Genomic DNA, 17,575 nt, shown 5'->3' on the forward strand with positions numbered 1-17,575 from the left:
ATGTATTGATGTATTGATGTTCATAGGCGGGTAACTAGAAGCGCTTTGTAAAGCTATGCAAAGTTATTGTTTGGCTATTTTCTTTAAAATGTGAACTATTTAGAATCAATTGCGTAACATCTAAATAATAATGAATTGCATAATAATAACGAAAATGGATTTCCAATTGATGAAAAGACATTTCACTAAAGTGGCTTTAGCAACTTCGCTGGTCATTTTGTCTGCTTGCACCAGCTCATCCTATGTCGATGAGCCTTTGGTTAAGCCGCAACTTCCTCCTTCTTGGCATACCGATGCTGAGTCGTTAAAAGACAATCAAAGTTGGGTAACACCAATAGCGACAGATCAGTTATTAGAATTTATCAGCATTGGCTTAAACACCAACCAAGCACTCATACAGCTAGCATTAGAAGTTGAGGTCAAAAAGCAGCAGCTCAATGTGAGCGATTCAAGCTTTTGGCCTGAGCTAAACCTTGGTGCTAATAGCTCCCGAAGTGGCGATAATGATGCCTCTTCTAGTGCTAATAGCCTGAGTCTAAACTTAAGTTATGAACTCGATATCTGGGGTAAATTATCTGATAACGCCAGAGCGTCAAAACTGAATTTATTAACCGCTGAAGCTAACTATCAGCAAGCAAGAGATGCTTTGGTGGCCGATTTGGTCATTGCCTATTATAAGGTAGTGACATCAAATGAATTAGTGAAGTTGTTTGAGCGCCGCACTGAAAATGCTCGCCTGAATTTTGAGATTATTGAATCAGGTTATCTGCAAGGCTTAAATGCCGCATTAGATGTCTACCTAACACAAAATGAATTTTATACTGAAAACTCCAATCTGCTATCCCAGCGCAGTCAGCGAAATCAAGATGTCAGAACCCTAGAGCGACTGTTAGGTGGCTATCCTGCGGGCAAATTATTGATTGATGAAAAACTACCATTGTTGCCACAAGGGATAAAAATTGGCGTGCCCAGTGAGTTAGTCAAACGCAAACCTGAATTAAAAGCCGCTTGGTACCAACTGCTGTCGCAAGATGCGTTAGTAGCTTATACCCAAAAACAGCGATACCCATCATTGAGTTTAGGGGCCGATATTGGCACTGCCAGTAGTGACATTGCCAACTTATTAAGTGGTGACTACAGCTCATGGTCTGTGTTTGCAGGTATTACTGCACCTATTTTTAATGCGGGCCGATTAGCGTCGCTCACAGAACAACAGAAATTAAAGCTGAAGCAGCAAGAACAACAGTATCTCAGTACCTTATTTAACGCTTTTGAACGAGTTGAGAACAACCTAGATTTAGATGCCAGTCTGCAGCAGCAATATCGCGCGACTTTAAAAGCTCAAGAAAATGCTATTCAAGCTGAAACGTTATCATTTGAGCAATACCAGGTGGGTCTAGTCAGCTATACCACTGTGTTGGATGCTCAAACGCGCGCCTTTGTTGCCCAAAGCTCAGTCATTAGCTTAAAAAACCAAATTATTGCCAACCGTATCGGACTGCACCTAGCTTTAGGTGGCGATCTGGATGCGAGTGTTACAGAAGAAGAATAATATGATGAATAAGAAATACCTTATCCCCGCAGGCATTATTGCGATTGCAATCGTCAGTATCATAGTGATTACTTCAAATCCACCAAGTAGCAAACGTGGCAAACCAATGGCTGTGGCTGCAATGTCGGTAGAAACACTGATAGTTAAACCGCAGGATTATCAGATTCAGGTGAGCAGCTTTGGCGTGGTAAAACCGCGTACCCAAAGTGTGTTAGTGACGCAAGCATCAGGGCAAATCTTATCTATTAGCCCTAACTTCCGTGAAGGTGGCTTTTTTGAAAAAGGGGAAGTGTTAGTCCAGCTTGATGACCGAGATTATCAAGCAGAAGTAAAAATTGCCGAATCTGGATTAATGCTGGCGAGACAACAATTGTTAGAAGAACAAGCCCGCACCAATCAGGCACTTGCAGATTGGCAGCGTCTTAGTAATGGCCGTGAGCCAACCTCATTAGTATTACGTGAGCCACAATTAGCCGCAGCGCGAGCGGCGATGTTATCTAATCAAGCGTCATTAGAGAAAGCCAATTTAGCACTAGAGCGAACTCATGTGGTCGCACCATTTTCAGGACGAATACTCGAAAAGCATGTTGATGTCGGCCGCGTAGTGTCAACCAATGGCCAGTTAGCCACTATTTACGCAACCGATTATGTTGAAATTCGCTTACCGATTAACAACAGCGATTTAGGTTTAGTTGAGCTCCCTGAGCAAGGTAAGAAAAGCGTTGCCAAAGTAAGTTTTGAGTCGGATTTAATTGGCTTGCAAAAGTGGGAAGGAGAACTCATTCGCACTGAAGGGGCCATCGATAGTAACTCGCAGCAGCTTTACGTTGTCGCGCAAATTGACGACCCATTTGTGTATCAAGCAAGTCAGCAAATGCCACTTAAAATTGGACAATACCTGACAGCTAATATTGCCGGTAAAAAACTTAAGCAAGCGTTAGTTATTCCAACTAAAGCTATTTATCAAGGTGCTTATGTCTATGTGGTAAATGACGGCGTATTACTGCGCAGAGAAATCACCACAAGATGGCAAAACAGCCAAGACTCAGTAATTAGAGCAGGCTTACAAAGTGGCGATGAATTGGTAACGACTTCCCTTGGTCAAGTGAGTTCTGGCACGCCAGTCTCAATCGTGGGCCAAACGAGTAAAGCCGCTCAGTCTGATAAAGGTGAACCTGGTCCGCGTCGAGGTGATAAGCCGCCTAAAGCTAAGCTAGTCGCAGATAAGGCAGCAGATAAACCGACCAAAGAGGAGCAACGACCATGATTGCTTGGTTTGCTAAAAACCATGTCGCAGCCAATTTGTTGATGCTGTTGCTACTGGTATTAGGTTTAGGTTCATTGTCTACGCAGATCCCGCTAGAGGTATTTCCAACGGTTGAATCTGAACGAATATCAGTAAGTGTCTCGCTGCGTGGAGCTACCCCTGAAGATGTCGAAAAAGGGGTGACAATTCGCATTGAAGAAGCGGTGCAAGATTTAGAAGGGATTGAAAAAATCACTTCGAGTTCATCTGAGTCATCATCTCGGGTGACGATTGAGGTTGATAGTGGCTACGACCCTCGTGACATGTTGGCCGATATTAAAAGTCGAGTAGATGCGATTAATACCTTTCCAGCTGATGCTGAAAAACCTGTGATAGCGCTTGCCCAACGAAAGCGTGAAGTGATTGCAGTGACGGTAACAGGTAAATACAGCGAAAAAGAAACCATTGAGTTTGCTGAAGTCGTGCGTGATGAATTACTGCGACTTGATGGCGTGACCCAAATGGATTTAAGCGGAGTGCGTAACTATGAGGTGTCGTTAGCGTTATCGCAAAACAAGTTACGCCAATATAATTTAACCCTTAGTGAAGTGTCGCGGGCAATTAATGCCTCCAGTACCGATATCTCAGCGGGTAACTTAAAAACCCAAGGCGGCGATATTTTACTGCGCTCAAAAGGCCAAGCTTATTACAAAGATGAGTTTTCCAATATCGCGATTAAATCTGCTGCAGACGGCACCATTATTCGCTTAGGTGATATTGCTAATGTCGAAGATGGTTTTGAAGAAACCCCAGTAAGAACCCGTTTTAATGGCCAGCAGGCTGCCTTTATTGATGTCTATCGTATTGGCCAGCAAAGTGCGATTGATGTTGCTGATCAGGTCAAAGGCTATATTGATTCACGTCAGGCAACACTGCCTGAAGGTTATGGCCTTAGCTACTGGGATGATGATTCTGAAATCGTTAAAAACCGTATTGCCACGTTAACAGGCAGTGCACTGCAGGGCGGTATTTTGGTTCTGCTATTGCTGACACTGTTTTTACGTCCTTCCATTGCGATTTGGGTGTTTATTGGTATTCCAGTGTCTTTTATGGGCGCTTTTATCTTTATGCCGTTTTTTGGTGTTTCATTAAACGTCATCAGTTTATTTGGTTTTATTCTGGTACTGGGTATTGTGGTCGATGATGCGATTGTGACCGGCGAGAATATTTATACTCATCTTAAGACTTCTCCCAATGGCGAACACGCGGCGATTTTGGGTACGCAAGAAGTGGCTGCGCCCGTGACCTTTGGTATTCTTACAACGATTACAGCCTTTTTGCCTATGTTGTTTATCGAGGGGAATCGAGGGGCTATATTTGGCCAGATTGCGATTGTAGTTATCCCAGTTTTATTGTTCTCATTAATCGAGTCTAAGTTTGTTCTGCCTGCTCACCTTAAGTACATTAAACTGCGTAACGATAAGGACCAATACAATAAGTTTGAGGTGTTTCAGCAAAAATTCGCAGATGGGTTTGAACATGCAATTATTAAGTTTTATCAACCATTCTTGCGCATAGCGCTAAAGCATAAAACTGCTACGTTAAGTTTATTCCTGAGTATTTTGCTGATTATTGCAGCGTTACTGGCTACGGGCTGGACCAAGTTTACCTTCTTCCCGCGCATTCCCAGTGAAACGGTACGTCTAAACTTGACCATGCCAGCAGGCACCCCATTTGAGGTGACTAACGCACATATTATTGCTATTGCCGCTAAAGCTGAGGCGCTGCAAGAAAAGTATCGAGACGAAGATACGGGCGAGAGTGTGATCATTAATATTCTAGCGACCACAGGTGGCCGTGGTGGCACATCAAATGCGGGGGGCGTTCGTTTTGAAATCACCCCTGCAGAAAAGCGTGAGTCAGATATTACTTCACGGCAGTTACTAACTGAGTGGCGACGTAGTGTCGGTGATATTCCGGGGGCGGAGTCTGTGACCTATCGTGCTGAAATCGGCCGAAGCTCTGATCCAATTGATGTGCAGTTAAGTGCGAATTCCCTTGAGACATTGCGAGAAATTGCCGACCAAGTGAAACAACACTTGAAAACCTATCCGACCGTATTTGATATTGCCGACAGTTTATCTAACGGTAAAGAAGAGCTATTAATTGAGTTAACAGAGCAAGGTAAAGCCTTAGGCTTAACCCGTCAGGAAGTGTCAAGCCAAGTCAGAAGTTTCTATTTTGGCGCTGAAGTACAACGTATACAACGCGGCCGTGATGATGTACGGGTAATGTTACGTTTGCCATTGGATGAACGTCAGTCATTGGATGACCTTAAAAAGGTATTGATTACCACCAGTCAAGGCACACAAGTGCCGCTTGGCCATGTGGCGAAAATGACCTCAGGTAAAAGCCCATCTAGTATTCGAAGAATCGATCGCTATCGAGTGTTAAATGTCACTGCGGATGTGGATAAAGACAACACCAATATGACAGTGCTTCAAGCCGATCTTAAGGTCTATCTTGATGGTTTAGTGCAGCAATATCCTGGTGTGCGCCACTCGCTTGAAGGCGAAGCGCGTGAGCAACGAGACAGCTTTGGTTCATTGCAGTGGGGCTTAGTGTTTGTGTTGTTTATGATTTATAGCCTATTGGCGATACCGTTTAAATCATACATTCAGCCGCTAATTGTGATGAGTGTGATCCCCTTTGGTTTAATTGGTGCGGTACTCGGTCATTGGTTTATGGGATCGCCACTTACCATTTTCAGTATTTTAGGGATGCTTGCACTGGTGGGGGTTGTGGTTAATGACTCGTTAGTGCTGGTGGATTTTATCAATAAAAAACGTATTGAAGGTATGCCATTAGCCGAGGCGGTATTAACCGCAGGCACAAAACGATTTAGACCGGTTATGTTGACCAGTTTAACTACCTTTATTGGTCTGATGCCCTTGCTACTCGAAAAATCTACCCAAGCTCAGTTCTTAATTCCAATGGCGATTTCACTAGGCTTCGGGATTATCTTTGCCACCTTTATCACCTTGATTTTGGTGCCAGTTAATTACCTTGTGGTTGAGCGATTAAAGGGCAATAAAGTGGATCACGCAAGTTTAGACCAGACGTTTGATGATGCTTTTGGTGTGGCTAAATCTTAGTTCTGCATATCGTATATATTGTACGTCGTATATCGCATAGAGCTGGGGGGCTAAATTAGTCTGAATGCCTATATTAGCGAAGACCCAAAAGGGGGAACAGAGATTGTTCCCCCTTTTTTGATCGTGTTAAACCAAACAATTATGCCGTTCGATTATTTATTGAGGTTAATGGGGGTAATGGGGAGGGAATTTAATATCTGTTTGAATTTTAGGCAACTAGAACCTGCACCGTTTACTTCACCCTTAAATTGTTGATTAAATGTAACGAATGGATGCTGTAAAAAATCATACTCATGTGAAGTAGTAGCCAAAGCTGATTTTAAAGATGGCTTGTAGATATTAAAAATACAGCGTGATTTGTTGCTAATAAATGTAAAAGGAATAACCATTTCTATGGATAGAATGCCTGATTTTTCATCATATACGTATGGTGAGCTGCTAGATGTGCGTAATCAGATTGATAAGACAATATACCAAGACCGTTTTGACGAAGTCGCTAGGCTGATCCAAATCTACGAAGCCTCTCCAAAAGAAGCATCACCAAGAGAAGCTGTCGAGGAAGAACAAAAGGCAATCACCAATAAATACGCGACCTTTTGGCACCGCCTAGGCGCAGCAATTATTGATGGTTTTGTTTTAGCACCAATACTGTATCTTGAGTGCTTAATTTTCGGGGTAGAATTTAACTTAAACGATCAATTACAACAGTCATTACACGGCTTACAGATCATTATTTACTATATATTCATGCATGCTTTTTATGGACAAACAGTTGGTAAAATGTGTACTGGCGTAAAAGTAGTCAATCATGAAGATGAAACTCCTATTGGTTTAAACCAATCTATTTTAAGGGAGTCTGTTAGCTTAGGATTTTGTTTAATTGGACTGTTGCTTATCGTTGTTAGTTTGAAAGTTAATATTGCTAATATCGAACCATTAATTTTCACTCTACTATTTATAGGAATACTTGCGTTAGGTTGGAACATTTCAGAATTCATCACCATGCTTTTAAATGACAAACGCCGCGCAGTACACGATTTTATTGGCAGGACGGTAGTGGTCATCACGAATGATTAAATGATTCAATTAACGGCTTTATTAAATTCGCTACCTATTGCAATTGTATAGCCTAAAACGCTGATAAATATTGTGGATATTTCCCATCATTTTCACCTAAAGAAAACAAGCTTGCAGACTTAATCTACTGGATGTACTACTACCAACTTGGAAGGTATTAATTGAAGTTATTGAAACTACTTGTGCTGATGTTTTTTACAAACTCGGCAGTTGCGGCTAGCCCCTTGTTAACACCGAGCAAGGCATCATCAGAACTATCGCATAGTCTGCAATTAGATAACGGTTTATTAGTTAATATTATCTCTGATCCCAGAGCCACCTCGAGTGCTATTTCTGTCAATATTGGCGCAGGTCAAAGGCATAGCCCAGAAAAATATCAGGGGTTACCACACCTTCTTGAACACGCTGTTTTCATGGGAAGTACCGCATTTCCTGCCCCCTCTGATTGGGACGATTTTGTCAAATCAGCAGGCGGATGGTCAAATGCATCAACAAGACCAGACAATACTCGATATCACTTACAAATTGAGCATGAGTATCTTTATCAATCTCTAGTACGATTATCAGATTTACTATTTAAGCCCTTGCTCACCGTAGATGTTGTAGATATCGGAGTCGCTGAAGTTAATGAGGAGTTCTTAACGGGTAAAACAAGTGAATGGCAGCGGATTTTGTCTGTCATAAGAGCGACAACGTCAACTGCAAATAGCGCCAAGCTTTTTGGGACGGGTAATAAAGCGTCTTTGAATGGCAGCTCTCAAGAGTTGAGGTTAGCCGCACAGCAGTTTCATAGTACTTACTATGTCCCAAATAATATGGTTTTAGTTATTTATACAAATCAGAATTATAAGCAGGTTGCAAAGTTAGTAAGCAAAACATTTGGCAGACTAGACCGCGGTAATATACCGAAGCTTCAACGTGTTGACCTTCACGATACTAGTCAACTAAGTACCCTTTATAAAATAGATGCTAAATCTGCGAACGCGAGTGTAGATATACGCTTTAATATTCCAACAAGATTTGATAAAAAAAATCGGTCATTAGCAAGGTATGTTGCTGAGTTAATTGGTCACGAGACTAAAGGCTCCATTTTAAGTTACCTAAAAGCTGAAGGGTTAGCACATTCTGTGTCGACAGCATTTCAGGGCGATAGCTACAATGAAGTATTGGATGTTTACATTCAGCTAACCGATGAAGGAAAAGAAAACTATCAGGAAGTGATTAACGTTGTTTTTGCTTACATTAATATGCTGAATACAAATCCCCATCCTGACTATATTAATGCAGAGCTTCAATACCTTCAGGCTCAAGCAATGAATACACAAATTAGTCGAGATGCTGGTGATTGGGTAAGTGATATTTCAGATTTAATGCTATTTACTCAAGAAGACCCTATTATTTTTGGTTATTCACAAGACTCACTTTCTCAGTCAGATATTCAAGAGTATTTACAGTATATTTCTCCTAATAACATGCAGGTGTTTCTGACTACCAACGAGTTAGAAGGTGAGACATTTATAACGCCTTATTACGAGACTATTTATTCACAATCAATATTCTCAACGTTACAAACTACAACCTGGATGAAAGCCTCTTTAAGTGAGCTAGCATTTCCCGCTCCCAATATTTTTATATCAAAAACTACAGAGAAACAGAATTTAGGTATTCATAAAGAAAGAACGTTTTCAGGCGAAATACTTGGACTAGAAAGTGACGCTTTGGTCACTATAGCGTTAGATGAAAGGTTAACCTTAATTGATAAAATATCGTTGAGTATTATGCTAAAAGCTTATTTGGAAACATCATTAGGTGATAACGACTACTTTGCCAAACTGGCTGGTTACAGAATGAATTTTAAATCGGATGCTGACTTTATAAAGATTGTGTTTAGTGGCGAAAAATCAAACTTAATGACATATTTGAATTCAGTATTAACTGAAGTGCTTAATCCTTCTATTTCTAACGAATCATTCTTGCAAGCAAAGAAAAAGGTCATTTTTGAATTGGAAAGTAAGGCTGAAGACAAGGCATTTAAACAAGCTTTCTTTAACATGAACTTACTAAAATTTGGCATTATGTCGAGTGACTCATTGATATCTATTGTTGAAAGTATGACTTTAAAACAATATAAATCTTTACTCAATAACTTACCTGATGATCTGTTCATTCTCGTTCCCAACAAAGGGACCCCTCCATTTAAAAATCTTAAAAAAAGTACACCTAAGAAAACAGATGAGAAAGCGAAAATAACTAAAGTGGTTGGTTTCCCTAATGCTGGTAACGCTGCTGCATATTCTTTATGGCTGAACGATAATCCTGTTTTTGATCTGGCAGTGTTGAGCGTACTCAATGAAGTTATTGCAGCGCCATTTAAGGCAGAAATGAGAATGAAAAGAAAACTAGCATACATTGCAGACACTCATTTAAGTGTAGATTCAGGTATTTCATTAACTTTCATTATCGAGTCATCACATCATTCTTCTAAGGAGTTAGAAATAGTTGTGAAAGATTATCTTAAAGGCCAATTAGATTCAGGCACTTTGTTTAGTGATGAAAGTATCAAACTGGCTAAAGTGAATGCACTACGCAAACTGGAAGATAATTTGCTGCGAGAGCCAACGAACTACACACTTCAAGTCTTACAAGTTGGCAGCTCATTGAGTGATTATAAAAACTGTTTAAATCAAGTAATCAAAGGCATAACCAAAGAAGATTTATTGGCTATTTTAGAACAATGAACATACCGTTAATTCAATTATTAACCTGTTACTTAACTATGGTATATGTAAGTCATAGCTGGAAATTATTAACACAACTGACTCTGTGGAATAAAACAGTATAGAAAGCTGTTTTGTTTCCTTTCAAACCTCAAACCTCAAACCTCAAATCAAAAACAGAGCAAGAGCTGAAACCACCTTTGCCTTTTCATCTTCCAACAAATACCTCATATAAATCATGAATAAATTCACAACGAACTTATCAATAGGGATTAAAACAGAGTCTGTGATTTTAAACTGGTCAATGCTTAAAGATGAGTAAATAAAATGTCATAATAGTTGGAGCTGTTCTGAAATAAGAACAAAAGGTGTTTGCTGTTTTACTTGCAAAATCATCACTGTATGTTTAGCAAAATTTATATTTACAAGGACTTAATATGAAACGTTTTCTGGCTTTATTGTTACTTTGTCATGCTCCTTTTGTTGCTGCAAATGACGCAACTTCAACAGAGATAGTCCATTGGCAAGACAATAGTCTGTCTTATCTGTATGGTGATAACTTTAAAGTGAACCCGAAAACCCAGCAAACAATCACATTTGAGCATGCTAGTGGCTGGAATATTGGTGATTTGTTCATGTTTGTGGACTTTACTAAATATAATGGCGAAGAAGATTTTTTAAATGGTGAAACAACCTATTACGGTGAGTTCGCCCCACGTTTTAGCTTTAGCAAAATGTTAGATAAACCTGTAGAAATGGGTTTTGTAAAAGACGTATTAATTGCGACTACCGTGGAGTTTGGTGAAGGCGATGTTGAATCATTTTTGATTGGTGCAGGCTTTGATTTAGCGATTCCAGGTTTCGATTTTTTCCAATTAAATATGTATAAGCGCCTGCCTGATGGCCGTGATGGCGATACATGGCAAATTACTCCAACATGGAAAATGAGTTGGCCTGTTGGCGAGTCTACTATTGTGTTTGATGGCTTTATTGATTGGGTAGTCGATTCTGATGGCAGCTATGAGAAAAACTTCCACTTTAACCCACAGCTTAAATATGACTTAGGTAAACAAGTGGGGCTAGGTGATAGCGCTTTACTAGTCGGTATTGAATATGATTATTGGAAGAATAAATACGGTATAAAAAGCAGTTCAGGCTTTGATACTGACCAAAGCGTAACCAGCTTACTCGTTAAATACCATTTCTAATGTCTGGATTAACTTATTACTTAACTTATTACTTAACTTATTACTTAACTTTATTCATAAAGATGTAATGAGTTCTGGCTGGCTATCACCTTCAATTTACCGATTCAGATAGGTAAAGTGACTGAAGTGTCGATAGCCTGAATGTCACCTGCAAGCTGAATACTTGGGTTAAGCAATAGCGTCAGTATGAGTACATTCTCATACTGACTTAGCTATCCGATTAATCTGTTACTAACTCAGAATTAGATAGATGTTGGTAGTGCAGGTAGCGTTCATATTGATTAATCACGTCAGCGATTATTTGCTCTTGGGTGTATCCCATCACATCATAATGTTGCCCGCCGTGCTCTAAAAACACTTCTACTCGGTAATAATCTTGCTCGCTAGCAAAGCCTTCGATATCAGCGCCATTCATTGTAAATGCGCGAATACGTAAACCATAAGCAAACTGTAATGCTTCATTGTTACCAATCAATAACCGCACTCGTTTATCATGCTGAGTAATAACAGCAGGGGTATTGTTGGCTAAAAATATTTTTACCACTTCTTCTAAACCAGGCTTAGCAACAGTATTCAAGAATTGTTGCGCATCCTCTTTACTGGGGTGAGACACCAATATATTGACTCGTTCTTTCCAACTTATGCTAGTTTTGGCAAATTGAACCCCAGTATGGTGTTGCTGCACGCTTTCAAGTTTTAAGCGATCATCTTGCAAGGCTTTGTATAAACCAATACACATCAAAAGCATGACAATCATAATGGGCAGCGCACTGGCAATGGCAGCTGTTTGTAGTGCTTGTAACCCCCCAGCCAGTAATAATACGCTGGCAACAACTCCTTGTAATATGGCCCAGAATACACGTTGGCCTGCGGGTGATTGCTCATTGCCGCCTGAGGTTAAATTATCAATCACTAACGAACCAGAATCAGACGAAGTAATAAAGAAAGTCACCACCAAGAAAATAGCTAACACTGATAATGCGGTCGAAAATGGTAGATGCTCAAAAAATCTAAACAAGGCTACTGACACATCACTTGATACGGCTTCAGATAGATAGGTTGCGCCTTGGTTTCTGATTAGGTCAATGGCGCTATTACCAAATACCGTCATCCACAAGAATGTCACCCCAGTAGGGAAAAATAACACCCCAGCGATAAACTCACGAATGGTACGGCCACGACTGACTCGAGCAATAAAAGTACCGACAAATGGCGACCATGAAATCCACCACCCCCAGTACAATAATGTCCAACCACCTAACCAATCATCTTTTTGCTCATAGGCATATAAATTAAAGGTTTTTCCGACAATATCGCTTAAATAGCCCCCGGTATTTTGCACAAATGCTTGCAGTAACATCACGGTCGGGCCGAGCAGTAAAACCGCAGTTAACAGTAGCAAGGCCAGCGTGAGGTTGAGTACACTTAAGCGTTTAACGCCTTTGTCTAAGCCTGCAAAAACAGAGAGTGTTGCGATAGCGGTGATCATCATAATGATAACCACCTGCACTGTTGGGTTATTTGGCACCCCATCAAATAAATAACTTAAGCCTGAATTAACTTGCAGTACGCCAAAACCTAAAGAGGTGGCGACACCAAACATGGTGCCGAGCACCGCAAACGTATCAACGGCATGGCCGATAGGGCCGTAAATGCGCTCTCCAATTAAAGGATATAACGCAGACCGAGGCAGTAAGGGTAATTTATGACGGTATGAGAAGTATGCTAGGCTAAGTGCCACAACGGCATAAATCGCCCAAATATGAATACCATAATGATAAAAGGTAATATTCAAGGCTTCTTTAGCGGCTTCCAGTGTCTCAGGTGTTGCATCAGGTGGCGCGAGATAATGCATCACGGGTTCAGCAACGCCAAAAAACATTAATCCAATTCCCATGCCGGCAGAAAACAACATCGAGGCCCAGCTTTTAAAGCTGTAATCAGGGACGGAGTGATCAGGACCTAGTTTGATATCTCCGAAACGGCTGACCATGACAAAGATGATAAAGATAAGGAATATCGCGACCCCAACAATATACAACCAGCCTGCTTTGACTTCTAAATAGCTTTGAATGGATTTGAAAAAGATGCTGGCTTGCTCTGGCCAAACCGCACAGATAAATACCATGACAAATATAAGCAGCACAGAAGGGAAGAAAACCGGAGGATAAATACTCGATTTCTTAAACATGATTGGGACCTGTATATGGGGTTATGAACGCTGAGACTTATTGTTAACACAAGCTAAGTATAGGCATGTTCTAATTGATTGCGGCTAAAGCAATCATTTATTGGGTAATTCGCACACTCAAAGGGACAACGGGTTTAGGGGGAGAGCAAGATAAACTCGTGTCGTTTAGGGCTAACAAATTTTTAGGGTGCGCAGTGTAACAGCTTGTTAGGGGAAGTGTGAAAAAGTTGAAGGAGGTCTGACTTTGATCTCACTAATTATGCACCTACTCATTCAATCTCTGGTTGGTGCTATTTTATTTATTGGGTTTTAAATTAAGTTTACTCTGCTTTGGGGCCCTCCTGACACATCCAAGTACCCCATATGGAATATTGTTTATTCCATATGGAATAAGGCCTTTTGACGACATGTATCGAGTTATAATTTATTTATTCTTATTTTTCGGACTGTTACATGAGCAAAAAACTACGTGGCTTTACTTTAATTGAACTTGTTGTCGTGATTATTATTTTAGGTATTTTAGCGGTATATGCAGCGCCTAAATTTATCAACCTTCAACGCGATGCACGTATTAGTGCTTTAAATGGTCTAAAAGGCGCAATTCATTCTAACGATTCGCTACATTTTGCTGCTGCAGCAATAGAAGGTGAAGAAAAATCACCTGCTTATGATACTCCTGAAGGGATATCGCTATTCTACGGCATTGTGCATGACTATGAATTCGAGATGTGGAGCAATCAAGCTGAATCAATGGATTTAGATAAGAGTGAGTGGGCGGGTGGTCAAGGTGTAAGCCCAGATAATGCATATGTGATTACGTTTGCTAATAATGTGGGAACTGTGGATAACGAATATGATGCGCCTAGAGCACTAACATCTTGTTATTTAAGATATGGCGTTGATCTTGATAATGTAAATCGAGTAGCGACTAAAACATTAACTCTAGTCGATGATGACTGTTAAAATAGCCTAACTGTGAATTGGGCAAAGGCTTATATCATCGCATTCTTCCTGCATGAGTTACTGAGAGAGATAACACAATCCTCTCCGCTGATTCTAAGCCTAGCCCTAATCCTAATTCTAACCCTAGCCCTAAACATTAGTTATTTAGCCTGAGTCGTTATGGTCAGGCTCTGATCCATTAATTCTCAATTTTTACACCCTGAAAGCTGAGAAAGTCGCTCTTGTAGACTTTTAGACTTTCATTAATTAATTTATTTAACGCACTCGGACACTTACAACATGGAATCATCTAGCGTCTGACTTCATTTGAATTAATAAAGTTTAGGTTTAGTTTACTCTGACTTACTTATTCCTATTCCAGTTCTAACATTTAGTAGAATCAGTTGTTATTTGATAACTTGGTAACTCAGTCGTACTTTTAGCTTGTTTATATGTCAATTTACAGGTTGCAGGTGCGCCTTTTTGCCATATATATGCATCGCCATTACCATCAGCGTAAATAGTCCATTCAGCATTATTATTATGAGTGATGGTTGGATCTGTACTGGATGTGGCATGATTAAACTCTACATCTAGTACATTTTCTAAATCAGAGTTGGTGGCAAGCACATAACCGTACGCGGTAAAGAGTACTTCACCAGTACCAATATCTAAATCTGTGTTGAGGGCGGATTTTTCTACTCCTGCTAAACTTGCTTTAGAATAAACAAGTGCATTGGCACTTTGAATTGCGCCTTTCATTCCTGCAAGAGAACTGACTCTAGCATCACCTTGTAAATTGAGAAATTTTGGCGCAGCGACGGTAGCGAGTATGCCTAGAATAATGATGACGACGACTAATTCAATTAGCGTAAAACCTTGTTGATTTTTCATTGTTAATACCTTTGCTATCTTCATAGCTGAAACTGGCTTTACAGTGACTCTATAAAGCGAAGATGAAAGCTCTCCTAGCGTTTATTATTCAAATTAAATACATAAATTTTAAAATGAGTAAGGCATATCCTATATTAGAGTTTAAGCTCTAATCGTTAAGTTGCGCTTTTTTTGTTCAATCTTCAAATGAATTAATGTTAATTTTTAAACGTTAGGGGTAATAATTAACTTTTCATGTGAAATTCATTTGTCGTTGACTTTGTATAGAAAAATTGGAAATTTGAATTACATTTTACTTGTTTCATATAGACTTGTAGCCAAAGAGGTTAAGTTTACTCTGATCCATTTATTCTATTTGTTGCGGCCTTAATGGCGGAGAAAGTCGTGGCGCTTCGCCCATACTAGACGAAAGGAAAACAACAACATTTCCCTTTTCGCTTCTTGCATCAAACGTCTTGCCGACCCATTGATACAGCATTCACCTCATTGGGTTCGACCTAATTTGAACTGATGAGTTTTAGATTAAGTTTACTTTGACGCTCTTATTCTCACTGCCCCCACTTATTTAAAAGCAGTGACGTTACTTTTTACAATGGGTGGCATGTTAAGTGTTTACGGGGGAGTAGTTAGCGTCAGACTGAATTTGAATAGCAAATAGTCACAAAAGGTCATCGCATTTCAAGTAGAAGTTGTTACTTTACTTTTTAACAATGGGTGGCGTGTTAAGTTATGCTGTTTTTCCCGCTATCTCCAGTGAAACAAACTCTTTGGAAATAGCATTGATGCTTCTAAATTGGTACCACTGCAACCCGCATATCAAAAACGAACACACAATAAAGCTGATAACGGGAAGCAGAAGCAATGAGATTAATGGGTCTGCTAAATTAAGTAACATCATTAAATCCATTTATTAGTCCTCATTACTGACTAATGCTGTATCTGGCTCTGTTACTGATTCAGTCAACTCAAGAGAAGTACTTAGCTCAAATAGTTGCTCTGCGATGTGACTTTGCAGATTCAAAGTAATTTCTTGTTTCGCAGTTTGTAGCATTTCTGTGGTTGCTTCAGTAAAACGTGTTTCTAATGCACTTACGACATCAGCACTACTTAATTCGTTCGCTTGAGCGCCAATACTTGCTGTTGCAATAACGGCAATTAACGCTAATTTTTTAAATGTACGGTTAGTTTTTGTAGCTACTGAACGAGTGACTAAATTTGTATTTGAGCTTGAGTTAAACATGGTGTCTTCCTTTTCAATTATGGGGTACACCTAGGTTATTACAAGCTACGTGCCAAGTTTTTGGTTTGCGCCTTAAGTGTTTGATTTGAAGTGGTTTTGGGTGTTTTTTATCAAAAGAAAATCAGAAATAAATCAAAACATATTCAATTTAAATATGTGTGATAAATAAACAATTAGTCATTTTAACCACCTAAGTAGTGAGTTTAGCTAACTCTTAATTAGCAAACCGAAAATACATAAAAAGCGCCTCTAATGAGACGCTTTTTTTATGTTCAAAAATAGTTTAATCAGTGGTGATATTATTAAGGTAGAAAGTGACATCTGCAGGAAGCCGACTTTGATGCATTTTTCAACAGCATCCCAAATGACCTCTAAGAGTTTGACCCCACTTATTTTGGCCTTGCGGCCAATGTAAGTCGTGGCGCTTCGCCCACACCAGACCAAAAGGGTGTGAACTGCGACACCCTCTTGGAACACCCCGCAGCCCCGACGAAGTGTTGTTCCTCATGCTATTTTAAGCGAATTGACTATCGCCTCAGATTCGCCATCCATGGCTCAACTGAGGCTATCTCGGCATCCATGCCGAGCTCACGTCAATTCACTTAACGCACTCGGACACTTCCAACGGGGGGGACTTAGCGTCTGACTTTATTTGAATTGATCGGGTTTAGATTGAATTTACTCTCCCACTCACATTTTTATTCGATTAACTAACTGTTAATAATAATGTTTAATAGACAAAGGTACAGATAAAAGGTTATTTTAAATCAGCAAAAAAGGATGAAGTATTAGCTTTACTAGAGCGTTTAAATGGACTTCTTCATCTTCTTACGGTATTTCTTTTGTCTTATAAATATGGAAATAAAGATGAAACCAGTTTTACAAATTACTTTGGGGATCCTGTTAGCCGGATTAGTTATGTTGTTAGTGAGAATTGCCTACAGTGGCTACATAGAGCACCGAGTGACTCAAGGGCTTAATGAAATTGCATTGAAGCAAAAGCAAGCAGAAGCAACTCGTCTGGAAGCATTAAAAATTCGCCAGAAAATAGAGTTGCAATTACGACAGCAAGCGAAACAAGAAGCTGCAAGGAAATCTCTTTTAGCTAAACAAAAAGCCAAAGAACGAAAACGTAAAAACGATGCGTGGCGCACTTACTACACGGTGCCTGACATTTGTAAAAGTTACGAATCTGATGAACAGATGGTCAACTGTGTTAATCACAAAGCAGATGCTAAAGGAAAGTTTGAAAAGGCTTATGCTTCTGGAGATTTAATTTTACTGCGGTAATAGTAAGAATAATTTTGTTTTATATGACCTTGCGGCCAAGGTAAGTCGTGGCGCTTCGCCCAC

General features: G+C 39.9%; 12 protein-coding genes. 8 read left to right on the top strand and 4 right to left on the bottom strand.

Annotated features, from left to right (window positions below; all coding sequences use genetic code 11):
• The first annotated feature begins 169 nt into the window (after positions 1-169).
• From BCU84_RS00275 to BCU84_RS00300, 6 genes are all read left to right on the top strand, one after another.
• Entirely contained in the window at positions 170-1,552 is a 1,383-nt protein-coding gene (locus BCU84_RS00275) for a TolC family protein (protein WP_157936176.1), read from the top strand.
• A 1-nt stretch (position 1,553) separates the two neighbouring features.
• A complete protein-coding gene (locus BCU84_RS00280; protein ID WP_102526103.1) occupies positions 1,554-2,819 on the top strand; it encodes an efflux RND transporter periplasmic adaptor subunit in 1,266 nt (421 codons plus the stop codon).
• Entirely contained in the window at positions 2,816-5,953 is a 3,138-nt protein-coding gene (locus BCU84_RS00285) for an efflux RND transporter permease subunit (RefSeq protein WP_102526104.1), read from the top strand. The genes BCU84_RS00280 and BCU84_RS00285 overlap by 4 nt, the downstream gene beginning before the upstream one ends.
• A gap of 393 nt (positions 5,954-6,346) precedes the next feature.
• Positions 6,347-7,030 (top strand): RDD family protein, encoded by a 684-nt coding sequence (locus tag BCU84_RS00290; RefSeq protein WP_102526105.1) that lies wholly within the window; start codon positions 6,347-6,349, stop codon positions 7,028-7,030.
• A gap of 161 nt (positions 7,031-7,191) precedes the next feature.
• The gene (locus tag BCU84_RS00295; protein WP_102526106.1) at positions 7,192-9,768 is read left to right on the top strand and encodes an insulinase family protein; all 2,577 of its coding nucleotides are present in this window, start codon (positions 7,192-7,194) and stop codon (positions 9,766-9,768) included.
• A gap of 416 nt (positions 9,769-10,184) precedes the next feature.
• On the top strand, positions 10,185-10,955 hold the full coding sequence (locus BCU84_RS00300; RefSeq protein ID WP_102526107.1) for an outer membrane protein OmpK: 771 nt from the start codon (positions 10,185-10,187) through the stop codon (positions 10,953-10,955).
• Positions 10,956-11,175: 220 nt separating this feature from the next.
• Here BCU84_RS00300 and BCU84_RS00305 read toward each other — a convergent pair whose 3' ends face one another.
• The gene (locus BCU84_RS00305) at positions 11,176-13,146 is read right to left on the bottom strand and encodes a BCCT family transporter (RefSeq protein ID WP_102526108.1); all 1,971 of its coding nucleotides are present in this window, start codon (positions 13,144-13,146) and stop codon (positions 11,176-11,178) included.
• Positions 13,147-13,599: 453 nt separating this feature from the next.
• On the opposite strand from BCU84_RS00305, the gene BCU84_RS21075 reads away from it, so the two are divergent.
• The gene (locus tag BCU84_RS21075; protein WP_102526109.1) at positions 13,600-14,109 is read left to right on the top strand and encodes a type II secretion system protein; all 510 of its coding nucleotides are present in this window, start codon (positions 13,600-13,602) and stop codon (positions 14,107-14,109) included.
• Between the two features lie 363 nt (positions 14,110-14,472).
• Here the strand turns inward: BCU84_RS21075 and BCU84_RS00315 are convergent, their stop codons facing one another.
• The 3 genes from BCU84_RS00315 to BCU84_RS00325 form a co-directional block, all read right to left on the bottom strand.
• Entirely contained in the window at positions 14,473-14,982 is a 510-nt protein-coding gene (locus tag BCU84_RS00315; protein ID WP_102526110.1) for a prepilin-type N-terminal cleavage/methylation domain-containing protein, read from the bottom strand.
• Between the two features lie 346 nt (positions 14,983-15,328).
• The gene (locus tag BCU84_RS21080) at positions 15,329-15,460 is read right to left on the bottom strand and encodes a hypothetical protein (RefSeq protein ID WP_267869128.1); all 132 of its coding nucleotides are present in this window, start codon (positions 15,458-15,460) and stop codon (positions 15,329-15,331) included.
• Between the two features lie 432 nt (positions 15,461-15,892).
• Positions 15,893-16,222 carry a hypothetical protein gene (locus tag BCU84_RS00325; RefSeq protein ID WP_102526112.1) on the bottom strand — a complete coding sequence of 110 codons (330 nt, stop codon included), beginning with the start codon at positions 16,220-16,222 and terminating at the stop codon, positions 15,893-15,895.
• A gap of 867 nt (positions 16,223-17,089) precedes the next feature.
• Between BCU84_RS00325 and BCU84_RS00335 the strand changes: the two genes are divergently transcribed.
• Positions 17,090-17,512, top strand: coding sequence for a hypothetical protein (locus BCU84_RS00335; protein ID WP_102526114.1), 423 nt, complete (start codon positions 17,090-17,092; stop codon positions 17,510-17,512).
• Positions 17,513-17,575 lie beyond the last annotated feature (63 nt).

The organism is Shewanella sp. 10N.286.51.B7, from assembly GCF_002873615.1.
GTDB lineage: Bacteria > Pseudomonadota > Gammaproteobacteria > Enterobacterales > Shewanellaceae > Shewanella > Shewanella electrodiphila.

Bases quoted from the DNA above. Each gene is read 5' to 3' on its own strand.
- BCU84_RS00275 (WP_157936176.1), top strand. From the start codon at position 170: ATGAAAAGACATTTCACTAAAGTGGCTTTAGCAACTTCGCTGGTCATT.
- BCU84_RS00280 (WP_102526103.1), top strand. From the start codon at position 1,554: ATGATGAATAAGAAATACCTTATCCCCGCAGGCATTATTGCGATTGCA.
- BCU84_RS00285 (WP_102526104.1), top strand. From the start codon at position 2,816: ATGATTGCTTGGTTTGCTAAAAACCATGTCGCAGCCAATTTGTTGATG.
- BCU84_RS00290 (WP_102526105.1), top strand. From the start codon at position 6,347: ATGGATAGAATGCCTGATTTTTCATCATATACGTATGGTGAGCTGCTA.
- BCU84_RS00300 (WP_102526107.1), top strand. From the start codon at position 10,185: ATGAAACGTTTTCTGGCTTTATTGTTACTTTGTCATGCTCCTTTTGTT.
- BCU84_RS00305 (WP_102526108.1), bottom strand. From the start codon at position 13,146: ATGTTTAAGAAATCGAGTATTTATCCTCCGGTTTTCTTCCCTTCTGTG.
- BCU84_RS21075 (WP_102526109.1), top strand. From the start codon at position 13,600: ATGAGCAAAAAACTACGTGGCTTTACTTTAATTGAACTTGTTGTCGTG.
- BCU84_RS00315 (WP_102526110.1), bottom strand. From the start codon at position 14,982: ATGAAAAATCAACAAGGTTTTACGCTAATTGAATTAGTCGTCGTCATC.
- BCU84_RS21080 (WP_267869128.1), bottom strand. From the start codon at position 15,460: ATGCTGTATCAATGGGTCGGCAAGACGTTTGATGCAAGAAGCGAAAAG.
- BCU84_RS00325 (WP_102526112.1), bottom strand. From the start codon at position 16,222: ATGTTTAACTCAAGCTCAAATACAAATTTAGTCACTCGTTCAGTAGCT.
- BCU84_RS00335 (WP_102526114.1), top strand. From the start codon at position 17,090: ATGAAACCAGTTTTACAAATTACTTTGGGGATCCTGTTAGCCGGATTA.